Genomic DNA, 14,611 nt, shown 5'->3' with positions numbered 1-14,611 from the left:
ATTTACGGCTGATCCCCTCTTTTTTGTTATTTCCTGCCTAAAATATTAATATTTTCTTAAAATTTATTATTTTTTTACGCTTTCTTGTTTTAATAACAAAACCATTCGTTATTTTTTTTGTCTTAATTTTAGTTAATTTTTCTGTGAAATTAGGTGCTCATTTCGAGCTTTAGAATGGTTTAACGCTAGAAGACAATGAATATGAAATATTTGGTCACGGGAAGTGCGGGCTTTATTGGTTTCACGCTTTGCCAACGTTTATTAGAGAGTGGGCATGAAGTTGTCGGGATTGATAACTTAAATGCGTATTACGATCAGGGGCTTAAACAATCCCGTTTACATTTATTGGAACAGTTTCCGTTATTTCGTTTTATTCATCTTGATATCACAGACCGTGAGACTGTCCGTGTATTGTGTACACAAGAACAATTTGACCGAGTCATTCACTTAGCGGCACAAGCGGGTGTTCGTTACTCGTTGGAAAACCCATTTGCTTACGCAGATAGTAATTTAACTGGCCACCTCGCCATTTTAGAAGGTTGTCGCCAAGCAAAAGTGAAGCATTTAGTCTATGCCTCTTCAAGTTCGGTGTACGGCGTAACCGATAAGACGCCATTTACCACTGACATGGCAACCGATCACCCGATTTCACTCTATGCGGCAACAAAGAAAGCCAATGAATTAATGGCGCACTCCTATTCACATTTATACCAGCTACCGACCACAGGGCTGCGGTTCTTTACGGTTTATGGCCCTTGGGGGCGCCCAGATATGGCTTTATTTAAGTTTACGAAAGCTATTTTGGCGGGCGAGCCTATCGATGTCTATAATAACGGCAATCTCAGTCGTGATTTCACTTTTGTTGATGATATTGTCGAAGGTGTGATCCGTATTTCAGATATAATTCCACAAGCGAACCCGAATAATCATTCGGCATCACCTGCAGAAAGCAGCGCGCCATATCGAATCTATAATATTGGTAATGGGCAGCCTGTTAAGTTGATTGAATTTATTTCTGCGCTGGAAAAGGCACTGGGTAAAGAAGCGATTAAAAACTTTTTACCTATGCAAGCGGGTGATGTGTACACCACTTGGGCGGATACGGAAGACTTGTTTAATGTGACAGGTTATCGCCCACAAGTTTCTATTGAGCAGGGTGTTCAGGCATTTGTGGATTGGTACCGTTCTTATTACCACCAATAATATCAATAAGCTGTAACATCTTTAGCAGGATTTGAGAGGCAAGTTTGAAAATAGCAATCGCAGGAACCGGCTACGTCGGCCTATCTAACGCCATGTTGCTGTCACAAAACCACGAAGTGGTTGCGGTGGACATCATCCCTGAAAAAGTGGCGATGCTAAACAACCATCAATCACCGATTGTTGATGCAGAAATTGAACAGTTTTTAACGGAAAAGACCCTCAATTTCCGTGCCACAGAAGATAAAACTGAAGCTTACACCGGTGCACAATACGTCATTGTCGCAACGCCAACCGACTATGACCCAAAAACCAATTACTTCAATACAAGATCGGTCGAATCCGTCATTCATGACGTGAACGAAATTAACCCGGCTGCCACCATTATCGTTAAATCTACCATTCCAGTCGGTTTTACCACCCGTTTACGTGAAGAGTTTGGTTATACCAACGTGATTTTCTCTCCTGAATTTTTACGTGAGGGGCGTGCTTTGTGGGATAACTTACATCCTTCCCGTATCGTGGTGGGAGAGCGTTCAGAGCGCGCGAAAATTTTTGCGGATTTGTTGCTGGAAGGCGCAATTAAGAAAGATGTGCCCGTGTTATTTACCGATGGAACCGAAGCCGAAGCCATTAAACTGTTTGCCAACACTTATTTAGCCATGCGTGTGGCGTACTTTAATGAGCTCGATACCTACGCAGAAAGCCGCGGTTTAAATGCACGCCAAATTATTGAAGGGGTCTCTTTAGACCCACGTATTGGCAGCCATTATAACAACCCATCATTTGGTTACGGCGGTTATTGTTTACCGAAAGATACCAAGCAGTTGTTAGCTAACTACGATGATGTGCCAAATAACCTGATTAACGCCATTGTGGAATCAAACCGCACCCGTAAAGACTTTATTTCCGATGCAATTATTGCTAAAGCACCACGTAAAGTCGGTGTTTATCGCTTAGTCATGAAAGCGGGCTCTGATAATTTCCGTGCCTCTGCGGTACAAGGTGTGATGAAACGCATCAAAGCCAAGGGCATTGAAGTGGTGGTGTATGAGCCGGTTTTAAAAGAAGAAGAATTTTTCCGTTCGAAGGTTATCCGTGATCTCGACACTTTCAAAGCAGAAAGCGACATTATTCTAGCCAACCGTATGGTGCCTGAGCTGGAAGATGTGGCAGAGAAAGTCTATACCCGAGATTTATTTGGTAACGATTAAAACGCGTTTATGGGGTAGGTTGGTATCGTGCTAACCTATCTCTGTATATTAAGACCTAATAACCCTATCTATTTTGTGCCATAGTGCACAAGTTACCTATTTTTAAACGCTACTCTGCAACAATCGCTAAGAAATGTTGTTTGCCATTTGCTAGCATCCGTCAATTGATTAAAAATTGGCTATTTTGTTATGCAGAAAATAATAAAAAAACAAAGAGACGGTTTTATCACCTTTCAAAAAGAAGGTGAGATAGATTTTTGGCAAATTGTTAATGATTATATTGATGGCAAGATCGCGGGTAAGAATTTAAGTAGCGGAAATATTGAGAGAAGTGTTGCTCGTATTCATGTAAATGGACAAAGTTATATTATTAAATGCGAAAAAGAACGCGATAAGCGTATTGAAAAACGGCTGATGCGTATTATTTCTGGCCCTTTTTATTCACGTTTATTGAAACGTTTAGTGACTGCACAAAATAACGGTTGTACCGTAACGAATGATATTTACTTTGTCGCAGAAAAAATGGTGGGTCGTGAGTCAGTAGAAACATGGATTATTGCGGAGTATGTGGAAGGAACTGTTTTATCTGAAGTTGATGATATCAAGCCTTATTATGCAGAGATGAAAGTCATTATCAACCAATTGCATTGGTATGGTTTATCTTCTAATGATATCCATGCAGGGAACTTTGTTATAACCAATGAAGGACTTAAGGTTATTGATTTATCAGATTATGGTAATTTTGCTATTTGCAAAGCGAATGATTTAATTGCATTACAGCGTTTTTACGGTATCGAACCCGATAGCAAAAATTTTGTTTATCGTTTTATTCGTTTTAGAGATCACTTTCGTCATTGGTCAAGAAAGATAAGAGGGAAGAAAACTCGGCTCTAGTTCGCTATGCCAAGTTTTCATTACCACAAAACTACCGAAAAAAACAAAGTTATCGATCACAACAAAACTATTGATAAAGCGCATCTAAAAATTCAGGGATAAAACTGCCCGTCCCATGGCAACGCTGGGTTGCGGTTTCTCCAGCTTGTTTCATGATAGCGCAAGCAGCGGCAACATTTTGTAGCCTATCACCAGGTAGAGCGCAACATGCAGCAACCACCGCGGAAAGAGCGCATCCCGTACCGACCACACGAGTCATTAAAATATGGCCGCCAGTAACTGCAAAGGTGCGTATTCCATCAGTGATGTAATCCACTTCCCCGCTTATCGCAACAATTGTCTTAGCTTGTCTCGCTAATAATTGTGCTGCGGGAAGAGCGTCATCAGTGGTGTTAAGGGAATCAACGCCTCTGCCGCCAGCACTGCTTCCTACCAATGCCATAATTTCAGAGGCATTACCGCGAATAGCGGCAGGCTTGAGAGTCAGCAATTCATGGCAAAAATGGGTGCGAAAGCTAAGCGCACCTGCGGCAACAGGGTCAAGTACCCAAGGTTTTTTCGCCTGATTCGCACTGTTAACCGCACATTTCATTGCATGTCGGCGCTCAGTGGTTAATGTGCCTACATTAATCAGCAAGCCATGTGCGATAGCGGCAAACTGCTCTGCTTCTTCGGATTCAATGATCATGGCGGGAGAGCAGCCGAGCGCTAACAGGACATTGGCAGTGAAGGTCTGAACAACATCGTTTGTCATGCAATGAACAAGAGGGGATTGAGAAGTAAGCTGTTGTAGTACCAATGATTTTGTCGTGTTGCTGATGTGTTCAAATTCTAACATGATCCCCTCATTAATAGTGATAGAGCATAGGTTCGTTGATTTATTCTACACTCTATCTGTTTTAATGAAAGAACCGCTTAATCAGCAAGGTATTTCTCCATGACCATTCCACCAGCGCCTTGAGCAACAATTTCGTATGAATCATTGGCGGGGTAAATACGTGTCTTAATATGAGGAAAAATAGAGAGTTTTTCTTCAATAGACTTTTTGGTCATCTCAAAAAAGTGATTTTTAGGTGTTAGGGTTCCGCCGCACACCACCACATCTGCTTGAGTCGTTAAAATCGCATTAGCGATGGCAATACCATAATAATAGGCTGCCTCGCCAAGTGCTTCGAGACACAGGGCATCGTCCAATGTGAGAGCTTGGAAAATAGTATGGTAGCTAATTTCAGACTCATTATTAACTAATTCATTGATTATTGAGCTTTTACCCAACCTGAGTTGCTGGATCACCCGTGACTTAATCGCAGACAGTGAACTATATTGCTTTAAACAGCCAAATGACCCGCATTCGCAGCGTTGACCATTAATATCAATTGTCGTATGACCAAAGGCTTGAGCGGTGCTAATGGGTGCTGGAGCGTATTGATTGTTGATGATGGTACAGCTGCGAATATCGGTATCACAGGTTGTAAATAAAAACCTTTGGCTATCAGAGGTATAGCGTAAACGATACTCAGCAAAAGCCGCAAAACTGATCCCACTTCCGAGTAATACGAAGCAAGGGACTTTACTGGATATATAGTCGTGAAGTTCTTTTATTCGTGAGTTATATTGATGATATGGCAGTTTATCGCGTTCTAATATATGGTCGATGGCGATGCCTATACCCAACAAACTTTTTACGTTAAGTCCATGTTCAGCTAATAAAATATCTAATTTATTGAGCAGATGATCCACCATATTTTCTGCGGTTTCTAGGTGCTCATATTTGACTTTTACCATCCCTAAAATATCCAACTTTAGGTTCTGTAAAACTATCGTCGAATATATATCACTCATTTCAATGCCAACTAGGTAGCCATCAGCGGCATTGATATTATAGAGGATAGGTTTGCGGCCACCGGTCGACTCTCCGAGCTCAGAAGTCGAAATTAAGTGATTTCTCCCCAGTTCGTCGAGTAACCGAGCACAAGTTGCTGGTTTCATGCTAGCCAGTGATGTCAACGTCTCTGCCCTAATGGGACCATGGTTTAAAATTAACCGGTAAAGCGTTTTGAGTTTTTGTGTTTTTGAATTTTTTGAGGTGCGAAATTCATTTAATAGTGTATGTAACAAGCGCCTCACTCCTTTTCATTCCGACTCTTGCGCTAAAGATTAGCAAATATACGCATAAGATTCTGCTTCATGTGACACATCATATCTAAATTCTTTTTCTTAAAATGAGATTAAGATCGCTGTTCTGTTTCTAAATTGCTTTATGATCGATTTTAACAATTTTTAGTCGATGTCAATTTGGAGACAACCATGCATCATACAAAAGATATTCTAGAAAGCTTAAGCTTTATTCAGTCTCGCACAGATATTAAACCAACAGTGGGCATTATTCTGGGTTCAGGATTAGGCCCGTTTGCGGACACATTAGAAAATGCAGTACATATTCCTTATAGCGAAATTCCACATTTTGCCAAATCTGAAGCCGTAGGGCATGCCAATGAATTGGTGATTGGCACCATCGCAGGTAAAAATGTGGTTGCGATGAAAGGCCGTTTCCACTACTACGAAGGCTTTACCCTCGACCAAGTCACTTTCCCTGTGCGTTTGATGAAAGCATTGGGCGTCGAAAAATTGATTATTACCAACGCCTGCGGTGCAGTAAATACCGATTTCAACCCAGGTGACCTGATGATTATTACCGATCATATTAATTTAACTGCAAATAACCCATTGATGGGGCCAAATAACCCTGAATTAGGGGTGCGTTTCTTGGATGTTAGTGAGGTGTATAACAAAGAATTACGCCAAACAATCAAGGATGTAGCGGCCGAACAAGGTGTTTCTGTTCGTGAAGGTGTTTATGCATGGTGGACTGGTCCAACTTATGAAACACCTGCCGAAATTCGCATGATCAGAACCTTAGGCGCTGATGCTGTTGGTATGTCTACCGTACCAGAAGCTCTGGTCGCTCATCATTCACAAATTAAGACAGTGGGCATCTCCTGTTTAACTAATATGGCTTGCGGTATTTTAGAACAACCTCTTAGCCATGACGAAGTTATTGAAACTGCAGAGAAAGTTAAAGCCACCTTCTTGAAATTAGTGACGGGTGTGATCGCTCGCTTCTAGTTTTTAGGTTCTTTTTCTCAAAACAATATAAAGATGTTCATAACGCTAAATAAGGTGAATATTGAAATGAAATTTAAAGGTCTAATTTTAGTTTCTTTAGGCGCTTGCAGTTATGGCATTCTTTCAACACTCGTCGTGTTGGCCTACCGCGCAGGATATTCCTTGAATGATGTCATCGGTAGCCAAACGGTATTAGGTGCGATTTTACTGTGGTTTTTTGTTGCCGCAGGTGCATTAATTAAAAAAGCACGTCTAGTATGGCCAACACGACAACAAGGCCTATTAATGTTACTCACTGGGACGACAACAGGGCTAACCGGACTCTTATATTATGCATCATTGCAATATTTGTCTCCGGCGCTTGGTGTCGTCTTATTTTTGCAATTTACATGGATGGGGGTTGCCATTAATGCGGTTGTCAGCCGTCAAGCTCCTCCCATAATGACCATGGTATCGGTTGTGGTGATATTAATTGGGACAGTATTAGCGACAGGTTTGTTAAATAGTTCAGGGATCGTATTTCACTGGCTTGGTGTGCTATTAGGACTATGTGCGGCATTATCGAATGCTATTCGTGTTTATGTCAGTGGTGCATTAGCGGTTAAAACAGATCCTATGATGCGTTCTGCAATTATGGTAACAGGGGGCGCAATTTTGACATCGATTGTCGTTCCTCCAACATTCTTATTGAGCGCATCAACGTTTCATTCCCTATTTTTCTCTTATGGCTTACCCCTAGCTTTCTTTGGTTCTTTCTTTGGTATGTGGATGTTTGCCAAAGGTACTCCACTGATCGGTACCAGTTTAGCGACCATTGTTAGCTCAATGCAGTTGCCCGTCACGATTTTATTATCTGTGACTGTATTGCAGTTACCTCTTGAGTTCATTCAGTTTGTTGGCGTTGCTGTCATCCTTATGGGTGTCGCCATTGCTGAGTTGAAAATAAAAACAAATAAATATAACTCCAAACGGAGCCTTGTATGAATATTAAATCCCGCTTGAAAATCATGCTTTTCCTGCAATATTTTGTTTGGGGAAGTTGGTTAGTTACACTCGGCTCCTACATGATGAAAACATTGAGTTTTTCAGGTGCAGAAGTCGGTATGGTGTATAGCTCAAAGGGTATTGCTGCCATTCTAATGCCCGGGCTTATCGGAATCATTGCAGATAAATATATTCCAGCAAATCGTTTATATATGATTTGTCATTTGATTGGGGCTGCCGCATTGTTTTATGCTGCAACAGTCACGAGTTCAACAGTGATGTTCTGGGTGATGTTAATTAATGCAATGGCCTTTATGCCAACTATTGCACTTTCAAATAGCATCAGTTATTCATCATTAAGCCAATATCAGCTCGATTCAGTGAGTAACTTCCCACCTATTCGTGTATTTGGTACGGTAGGTTTTATTGTTGCTATGTGGAGTATTAGCTTATTGAAATTTGAGCTAAGTAGTATGCAGCTTTATATTGCAGGTGGCTGTTCATTACTTTTAGCGCTTTATTCATTAACCTTGCCAAAAATTGATGTTAATAAAAAAGCAATTTCAAGTAGCTGGATCAGTAAGCTAGGTTTAGATGCTCTGGTGTTATTTAAAAAACCTATTATGGCGGTATTTTTCTTATTCGCTATGTTACTTGGTGCGGTTTTACAAATTACCAATACGTTTGGTAACCCATTCTTACATGACTTCGGTCTGAATCCGTTATACCAAGATAGTTTGGTGGTTCAGTATCCATCGATATTATTATCGATCTCTCAGATGGCAGAAGTGTGCTTTATCTTAGCAATTCCATTTTTCTTGAAACGCTATGGCATTAAAACTGTCATGCTATTAAGCATGTTTGCGTGGACATTACGCTTTGGATTCTTTGCCTTTGGTGACCCATCAGCAATTGGCTTGATGTTCTTAATAATGTCGATGATCGTATATGGCTGTGCATTCGACTTCTTCAATATTTCAGGCTCTATTTTTATTGAAAGAGAAGTGGATACGCGTATGCGCGCGAGTGCTCAGGGCTTATTTATGACGATGGTTAATGGTGTTGGTGCCTATTTTGGTGCGATATTAAGTGGATTGGTTGTCGACTATTACACGGTGGATGGTATTAAAGATTGGCAAATGATCTGGTTAGTTTTTGCTTCTTATACTGTTGTATTAGCAATAATCTTCCAATTTACCTTCCATTATCATCACGATAAAGACGCCGCACTGAAAGAGGCTAAGTCTAGCTAAGATAAGTTGTTAGAAATAACATTTAATCTAAGGGAAAACCATCAATTTGGTTTTCTCTTTTTTTGTTGGTTTTAACACTAAACATAATTACGCTTGCCGCGCAATATATGCTCAGTTAGCGTTTCTTCCGCAAGGGTAAATTCTTTTGCTTTGAGTTGTTCAACTAATTGCTGATGTTGGCGTGTAGACTCATGATAATATTCATTGCGATAAATAGGGTCAGGTTGGAAATAGACTCGCTGGCGAATATTATCCGCTAAATCTAAGAAAACCGAGTTATCCAGTAATTCCAAGAAGAAACGGTGGAAGCGTTCATCTTCTTTTATCCAACCTTGATAGTCATTTTTCTTCAATAATTCATCTTGCCGCTCAATAATCGTCTTTAAGATAGAAAAATGTTCATCAGTTAAATATTCACGAACTAATTTAATTGCATGGGACTCAATTGCTAAGCGTAAATCATAATTATCTCTGGTTTCTTTTAACGATAGTTTCTGAATAAAAACACCTTTACGAGGGATAATTTTGACTAAGCCTTCATTTTGTAATTGATATAAGGCTTCGCGAATTGGAGTACGACTCATACCGAGTTCCTCAACTAAGCTATTTTCAGAGGTGTAACTTTCCTCTCCAAATTGCTTGCTGAGAATTTTATGTTTAATTGCAGTATAGGCCTGTTGGCTTAGTGGTTTATCTTTCATCAGGATCTTGTGTTAACAATAGAAATTTTAGTGAGTATAGAAAGGAATAGATTGGTATACAAGTAATACACTAGTTTTATATTATTTAGGATGCTGTTAAATTTGGGTGGATAATTGAACTTAGCTTGTTGAATAAACCGGCATCCTTGCCAGTTTTTAGACTAATACAGCTCAGGGCGTCGGTTTTGCATACAAGGTAATTTTTCTCGTGTCTCTGCGGTATGCTGTGTTGATATTTCAGCAAAAAATAGTGTTTCATCGTAACCAGCAGATGCGATAGTTACTCCAAGTGCATCACAAACAAGGCTGCGACCAATAAAAATATTACCCGTTTGGTCACATGCGCAGACAGGGATCGTGTTCTCCAAAGCACGTGCTTTAACTAATGTTTGGTAATGCTCCTCTTTTAGTGGCCCGCTAACCCATGCTGTGGGAACGAGTATAAGGTCAGCGCCAGCTAAGGTTAGTTTTCGAGCAACTTCTGGGAAACGCAGTTCATAACAGACTAAAACGCCAATTTTGCCAAATTCCGTTTCCACAGGTTTTAATTCATTATTACTTTGAATGATATTAAGGGATTCCTGATATGAAAAGGCATCGTACAGGTGTGTTTTTTGGTAGTGATAGATAAGCTCACCTTGGCGGTTCAACATAATTGTCGTGTTGAAAGCTCTTTTCGGCTCATTCGGGGCACTTTCATAAATACCACAGGTCACATAAATACCGTATTGTTGAGCGGCTTTTGCCAACTGAGAGACAAAAGGGCCATCAACAGGCTCTGCGACATCGGCATAGCTAATGCCACTATCCGCGGGAACAAAAGCCATAAACATTTCCGGCAATAGGACGAGGTCGGCACCACCTTGAGCAGCTTTTTGTATAGCTTCACAGGCTTTTTTTAAATTTAGAGCTTTATCTGGGCTACTGGCTAGCTGAGCAATTGCAATCTTCATAGAGCCTCCTTATTCAAAAAATTTCGCAGCACCTGAAATTGCCGCTAATGTTTCACCGGCATCAATGCGCTTTTTAACATCAATTTCAGCATGTTGGGCATTAAGGGCTCGTTGGCGATACTCTTGCAGAGTAACTTCATCTGCGACTAAAATGCCATCGCCATCTGCGATGATTAAGTTACCAGGATGGATCGTTACGCCATCTATGCTAACCGGCACATTAATTGCGCCTTCAATACCTAAAATTCGAGTTGTTAACGGACTCACTTTACGTGCATAAATAGGAACGCCAATCTCACGTAATGCTTTGATATCAGTGACACAACCATCAATGACAGCACCGGCAATTTTCTTTGCCCGTGCCATATAAGAAACCATTTCCCCCCAACAAGCACGATCATAATCCCCTGACATATCGATACAGACAACATCGCCTTCTTGCACAATGTCGAAAACCTTGTGTACGGCAGATGAGTCCATATGTGGAATACGAACAGTTACAGCATTACCAATAAATTGGCATTGTTCAATTTGTGGGCGTAATGTTTTGAGAAAACCGAAGTCAGTCATGTGTCCAATAGTTGACGGGCAAACATCACGGCAACTTTCGATAATTTCCGAGCTAAAACAGGCAACACGAGGATTTAATGTAAACATAGGGACACCTTTATTTATTGTATTGAACATAATGTATATGGGTGAAAATTAGTCAGGATTAACTGCCGCAGCTAATGGTTTATCTGGCTGAATGAAAAACCAGCAAACAATCGCTAAACTGATAGGTATCACATTGAAAAGTAAAGCGACGGTCCAGCCGAAATGCTGTGCAAGCCAGCCACATAGAATGGGGGAAATAACACCACCGAGATTGCCCCATAAATTCATCCATCCACTGACAGAGCCTGCATATTGGCGGCCCTTATCTGCTGCAATTGCCCAAGAGGTCACAACTGGTAATCCTAGAGAACCGAGTGCAAGAGTTAGCCATGCAACACTCGCAATGGCACTTTCAGTTTGAGCAGCGCCGCAAATACCCACAATAAAGAGAATAAAACCGGTAATGGCGATATATCCCCTAGCGACTAACTGTGAGTACCCTTTGTTGAGTAACCAATCAGAAATTGAACCTGCAGTGAGTACCGCGATACAAATTGCTAGCCAAGGAAAACTGGCGGCAACGCCCATTTGGGTTAATGAGAAACCACGAGCCTCTTGTAAATAGGTGGGGAGCCAAATCATAAATAAGGTGGTCATGTAGGCGACAAAAAAATATTGGAAACCAACAGCCCAGAACGGACGTTCTTTCATAAATTTGCGCCAAGGGGCTTTAACATCAGCACCTCCTTGCTCACTAATTGTTCGTCCTCCTTGGATAAATGCAATTTCACTTTGAGAAATTTTTGGATGTTGTTCAGGCTTATTTCTGGCAAAGAAATACCAAATCATACCGATAAGAATACCAATCACACCGAAGATATAGAAAACGGCATGCCACCCGAACGAAATCATAATAAATACGGTAAGGGTGGGGGCAATCACAGGCCCAAAATAGGAACCGGCAAGTAAGAAGCTAGCGGCTCGTGCCTTTTCATTTTGGCGAAACCACCATGTATTAAAGACGGCATTCGCAGGGTAGAGCGGCGCTTCTCCAACACCAAATAGGAAGCGTACGATGCATAGCCAAATATAGGTAGGGGCAACGACCGTTAATATTGTGAATGCGGACCAAACGTAAAGGCTAATGGTTGCGATAAGCCTGCTACCAAACCGTTCTGCAAGTATTCCGCTTGGAATTTGGGCAAGTGCATAGCCAAGCGAAAATAACGCACCCAAAAAGCCAAATTGAACTTTGCTCATTCCTAAATCGGTCATCATATGTTCGGCAACAATGGAAATATTGGCGCGATCCATATATGCAATCAAACCGATAATAAAAAATATTGCTGCTAATCCCCAACGTAAACGCCCTGGTGAGTCTTTTGTTGCTGGTGTTACAACAGAATCATTATGTGACATAGAGTTACCTTTTTATTGGTTTGTCGAGGTAATCAACCTTATTGTATTTATATTGAATTCAACTTGTATACAAGATGGATGTTAATAAGCAGTTATTGTGGTGTCAAAGATCTGTTTTGTTATCTGTGATTGAACTCAAAACATTTGATTGATTTATGAGCGAGATCTTATTTTTGGGAAAAAACAGGAAGAAAATAATATTTATGATTAAAAATCAAATGATTATGTATTTCTATGGAAATTGATTTAATCGTTTCTATTCATTATTTGGAAAGAAATAATGAATATCGTGGTAATAGTCTATTTTTCCCCGAATACTTCTTGGGTAAAAATTTTTTAATATCTTCGAAGGGTTGTTGTGGAATGCAGGTTCAAAAATCGTGACAATTAGCACCTATTTCGAGTTAACTTGAGAATCTTTTCAAAGAAAAAAGCCAAACGATAAATAAGCTCACTTCACATCGGTTGGCTTTTTTATGGATTAAAATCGTAACAGAGTGATTATTCGATGTTCTGAATTTGTTCTCTCATTTGTTCGATTAATACTTTGAGCTCAACTGCTGAAGTTGTGACTTCGCTATTAATTGATTTTGACGCTAACGTATTCGCTTCACGGTTGAATTCTTGCATCATAAAGTCAAGACGGCGGCCAGTTGCCTCTTTTTTCTTCAAGATATTACGTGTTTCTTTAACGTGTGCTTCTAATCTATCCAATTCTTCTGCAACATCAACACGTTGAGCCAATAGAATAAGTTCCTGTTCCAAGCGGTTGTTATCCACTTGAATGTCAGCTTCTTCTAACTTGTTTTGTAAGCGTTCACGTTGCCATTGTAGAATTTCTGGCATGTGTTGACGTACTTTGGCGACCTCTGCTAGCACACCGTCAAGTCGCTGCTCAATAAGTGTATGTAAGGATGCCCCTTCAGCTTCACGGCTTTGGATAAAGGCATCAATCGCTTCATCTAACCCTGCCATTAGTTGTTCGCTAATTATGTCTAAATCTTGCTCGCCAGCTGACATCACTCCAGGCCAACGCAAAATTTCTAATGGGTTGATTTCACCTTCATGGCTGTAATTTTTAACCCAATTCGCAGCACTGATTAATTGGCGGGCTAATTGCTCATTTAGGATTAACTCGCCACGATTTGCGCCATCTAACTCAAAGCGTAGACTACATTCTACCTTTCCACGTGTTAAGCGAGAACGCAGGCGCTCGCGAATGACGGGCTCAAGGCTTCTGAATTGCTCAGGTAAGCGAATATACGTTTCTAAATAACGTTGGTTCACGGAACGCAGCTCCCAGGCCGCATTCCCCCATTCACCCTTGATGTCCCGACGGGCAAAAGCGGTCATACTACGGATCATAATTCGTTCCCATTATCGTAAAGATTTAGGAGATTATAACGCTATGCAGGATGACAGGATAGGCATTATCGCTTGAACAACGTATAATGCGTCCCAATTTGAGTTGATAATGGAGATAACACCATGCGCCCAGCAGATAGACAAGCAGACCAAATGCGCCCGATTACCATCACGCGCAACTATACTAAGCATGCAGAAGGCTCTGTTCTTATTGAGTTTGGCGACACGAAGGTGTTATGTAATGCAACTGTTGAAGAAGGTGTTCCTCGTTTTTTAAAAGGGCAGGGGCAAGGTTGGGTTACAGCGGAGTATGGTATGTTACCGCGCGCAACAAATTCACGTAATCAACGTGAAGCTGCACGAGGAAAACAAACGGGTCGTACGATGGAAATCCAACGGTTAATTGCACGTTCTTTACGTGCTGCTGTTGACCTTAAAAAGTTAGGCGAGTACACCATTACTTTAGACTGTGATGTTATCCAAGCGGATGGCGGTACACGTACAGCGGCGATTTCTGGTGCCTGTGTGGCTCTAGTTGATGCACTGAATAACATGGTTGAGCAAGGTAAAATTGCAAAAAGCCCACTCAAATCAATGGTTGCAGCCGTTTCCGTCGGAATTGTAAATCAAGAAGCCCTATGTGACCTTGAATATGTTGAAGATTCTGCCGCTGAAACAGATATGAATGTTGTGATGATGGATGATGGCCGAATGATTGAAGTGCAGGGCACCGCAGAAGGCGAACCATTTAGTCATGAAGAGCTACTTGCTCTATTGGCATTAGCTAAAACAGGTTTAAATACCATTTTTGAAGCTCAGCGAGAAGCGCTGAAGTAAGTTAATCATTAATTAGGCGGCTAAATAGTCGCCTTTTTTATGTCTGCTGGTTCATCAACCAATTAGCA

The 14,611-nt window shown here is 40.9% G+C and carries 14 protein-coding genes; 7 read left to right on the top strand and 7 right to left on the bottom strand.

The genetic code is table 11. The annotated features are described in order from the left end of the window. Positions 1–201: 201 nt before the first annotated feature. The 3 genes from PZ638_RS20600 to PZ638_RS20590 all read left to right on the top strand — a co-directional run bounded on the left by PZ638_RS20600 (position 202) and on the right by PZ638_RS20590 (position 3,308). Positions 202–1,203: an NAD-dependent epimerase gene (locus PZ638_RS20600; RefSeq protein ID WP_036959200.1), complete on the top strand. Its 1,002-nt coding sequence runs from the start codon at positions 202–204 to the stop codon at positions 1,201–1,203. A 44-nt stretch (positions 1,204–1,247) separates the two neighbouring features. Further along, on the top strand, positions 1,248–2,414 hold the full coding sequence (locus PZ638_RS20595; protein ID WP_272525157.1) for a nucleotide sugar dehydrogenase: 1,167 nt from the start codon (positions 1,248–1,250) through the stop codon (positions 2,412–2,414). A 189-nt stretch (positions 2,415–2,603) separates the two neighbouring features. Next, positions 2,604–3,308, top strand: coding sequence for a lipopolysaccharide core heptose(II) kinase RfaY (locus PZ638_RS20590; protein WP_110592777.1), 705 nt, complete (start codon positions 2,604–2,606; stop codon positions 3,306–3,308). Between the two features lie 67 nt (positions 3,309–3,375). On the opposite strand, the gene thiM is transcribed toward PZ638_RS20590, so the two are convergent. Both thiM and PZ638_RS20580 read right to left on the bottom strand, forming a co-directional pair. Next, on the bottom strand, positions 3,376–4,146 hold the full coding sequence (gene thiM / locus PZ638_RS20585; protein ID WP_272674433.1) for a hydroxyethylthiazole kinase: 771 nt from the start codon (positions 4,144–4,146) through the stop codon (positions 3,376–3,378). A gap of 77 nt (positions 4,147–4,223) precedes the next feature. Continuing rightward, on the bottom strand, positions 4,224–5,426 hold the full coding sequence (locus PZ638_RS20580) for an ROK family protein (RefSeq protein WP_036959170.1): 1,203 nt from the start codon (positions 5,424–5,426) through the stop codon (positions 4,224–4,226). Positions 5,427–5,615: 189 nt separating this feature from the next. On the opposite strand from PZ638_RS20580, the gene PZ638_RS20575 reads away from it, so the two are divergent. From PZ638_RS20575 to PZ638_RS20565, 3 genes are all read left to right on the top strand, one after another. Then, positions 5,616–6,434 carry a purine-nucleoside phosphorylase gene (locus tag PZ638_RS20575; RefSeq protein WP_094962905.1) on the top strand — a complete coding sequence of 273 codons (819 nt, stop codon included), beginning with the start codon at positions 5,616–5,618 and terminating at the stop codon, positions 6,432–6,434. A gap of 66 nt (positions 6,435–6,500) precedes the next feature. Continuing rightward, positions 6,501–7,418, top strand: a complete 918-nt coding sequence (locus PZ638_RS20570) for a DMT family transporter (RefSeq protein WP_094962906.1) — start codon at positions 6,501–6,503, stop codon at positions 7,416–7,418. After that, positions 7,415–8,671 carry a nucleoside permease gene (locus PZ638_RS20565; RefSeq protein ID WP_094962907.1) on the top strand — a complete coding sequence of 419 codons (1,257 nt, stop codon included), beginning with the start codon at positions 7,415–7,417 and terminating at the stop codon, positions 8,669–8,671. Before PZ638_RS20570 ends, PZ638_RS20565 begins: the two co-directional genes overlap by 4 nt. 77 nt (positions 8,672–8,748) lie before the next feature. On the opposite strand, the gene PZ638_RS20560 is transcribed toward PZ638_RS20565, so the two are convergent. The 5 genes from PZ638_RS20560 to PZ638_RS20540 form a co-directional block, all read right to left on the bottom strand. Next, positions 8,749–9,372, bottom strand: coding sequence for a GntR family transcriptional regulator (locus PZ638_RS20560; protein WP_004906170.1), 624 nt, complete (start codon positions 9,370–9,372; stop codon positions 8,749–8,751). 161 nt (positions 9,373–9,533) lie between these two features. Beyond that, the gene (locus PZ638_RS20555) at positions 9,534–10,325 is read right to left on the bottom strand and encodes a carbon-nitrogen hydrolase family protein (RefSeq protein ID WP_112308436.1); all 792 of its coding nucleotides are present in this window, start codon (positions 10,323–10,325) and stop codon (positions 9,534–9,536) included. Positions 10,326–10,334: 9 nt separating this feature from the next. After that, a complete protein-coding gene (locus PZ638_RS20550) occupies positions 10,335–10,982 on the bottom strand; it encodes an RraA family protein (RefSeq protein ID WP_112308435.1) in 648 nt (215 codons plus the stop codon). A 48-nt stretch (positions 10,983–11,030) separates the two neighbouring features. Beyond that, positions 11,031–12,341 carry an MFS transporter gene (locus PZ638_RS20545; RefSeq protein ID WP_110592780.1) on the bottom strand — a complete coding sequence of 437 codons (1,311 nt, stop codon included), beginning with the start codon at positions 12,339–12,341 and terminating at the stop codon, positions 11,031–11,033. 501 nt (positions 12,342–12,842) lie between these two features. Further along, positions 12,843–13,706 (bottom strand): YicC/YloC family endoribonuclease, encoded by an 864-nt coding sequence (locus PZ638_RS20540; protein ID WP_036959080.1) that lies wholly within the window; start codon positions 13,704–13,706, stop codon positions 12,843–12,845. Positions 13,707–13,829: 123 nt separating this feature from the next. Here PZ638_RS20540 and rph point away from each other — a divergent pair, with 123 nt between their 5' ends. Next, positions 13,830–14,543: a ribonuclease PH gene (gene rph / locus PZ638_RS20535; protein WP_004265108.1), complete on the top strand. Its 714-nt coding sequence runs from the start codon at positions 13,830–13,832 to the stop codon at positions 14,541–14,543. Positions 14,544–14,611: the final 68 nt, after the last annotated feature.

The organism is Providencia hangzhouensis, assembly GCF_029193595.2.
Lineage (GTDB): Bacteria > Pseudomonadota > Gammaproteobacteria > Enterobacterales > Enterobacteriaceae > Providencia > Providencia hangzhouensis.
This window is presented reverse-complemented; position numbering and strand designations above follow the sequence as displayed.

Bases quoted from the DNA above. Each gene is read 5' to 3' on its own strand.
- PZ638_RS20555 (WP_112308436.1), bottom strand. From the start codon at position 10,325: ATGAAGATTGCAATTGCTCAGCTAGCCAGTAGCCCAGATAAAGCTCTA.
- PZ638_RS20545 (WP_110592780.1), bottom strand. From the start codon at position 12,341: ATGTCACATAATGATTCTGTTGTAACACCAGCAACAAAAGACTCACCA.
- PZ638_RS20565 (WP_094962907.1), top strand. From the start codon at position 7,415: ATGAATATTAAATCCCGCTTGAAAATCATGCTTTTCCTGCAATATTTT.
- thiM (WP_272674433.1), bottom strand. From the start codon at position 4,146: ATGTTAGAATTTGAACACATCAGCAACACGACAAAATCATTGGTACTA.
- PZ638_RS20540 (WP_036959080.1), bottom strand. From the start codon at position 13,706: ATGATCCGTAGTATGACCGCTTTTGCCCGTCGGGACATCAAGGGTGAA.
- rph (WP_004265108.1), top strand. From the start codon at position 13,830: ATGCGCCCAGCAGATAGACAAGCAGACCAAATGCGCCCGATTACCATC.
- PZ638_RS20570 (WP_094962906.1), top strand. From the start codon at position 6,501: ATGAAATTTAAAGGTCTAATTTTAGTTTCTTTAGGCGCTTGCAGTTAT.
- PZ638_RS20590 (WP_110592777.1), top strand. From the start codon at position 2,604: ATGCAGAAAATAATAAAAAAACAAAGAGACGGTTTTATCACCTTTCAA.
- PZ638_RS20560 (WP_004906170.1), bottom strand. From the start codon at position 9,372: ATGAAAGATAAACCACTAAGCCAACAGGCCTATACTGCAATTAAACAT.
- PZ638_RS20550 (WP_112308435.1), bottom strand. From the start codon at position 10,982: ATGTTTACATTAAATCCTCGTGTTGCCTGTTTTAGCTCGGAAATTATC.
- PZ638_RS20575 (WP_094962905.1), top strand. From the start codon at position 5,616: ATGCATCATACAAAAGATATTCTAGAAAGCTTAAGCTTTATTCAGTCT.
- PZ638_RS20600 (WP_036959200.1), top strand. From the start codon at position 202: ATGAAATATTTGGTCACGGGAAGTGCGGGCTTTATTGGTTTCACGCTT.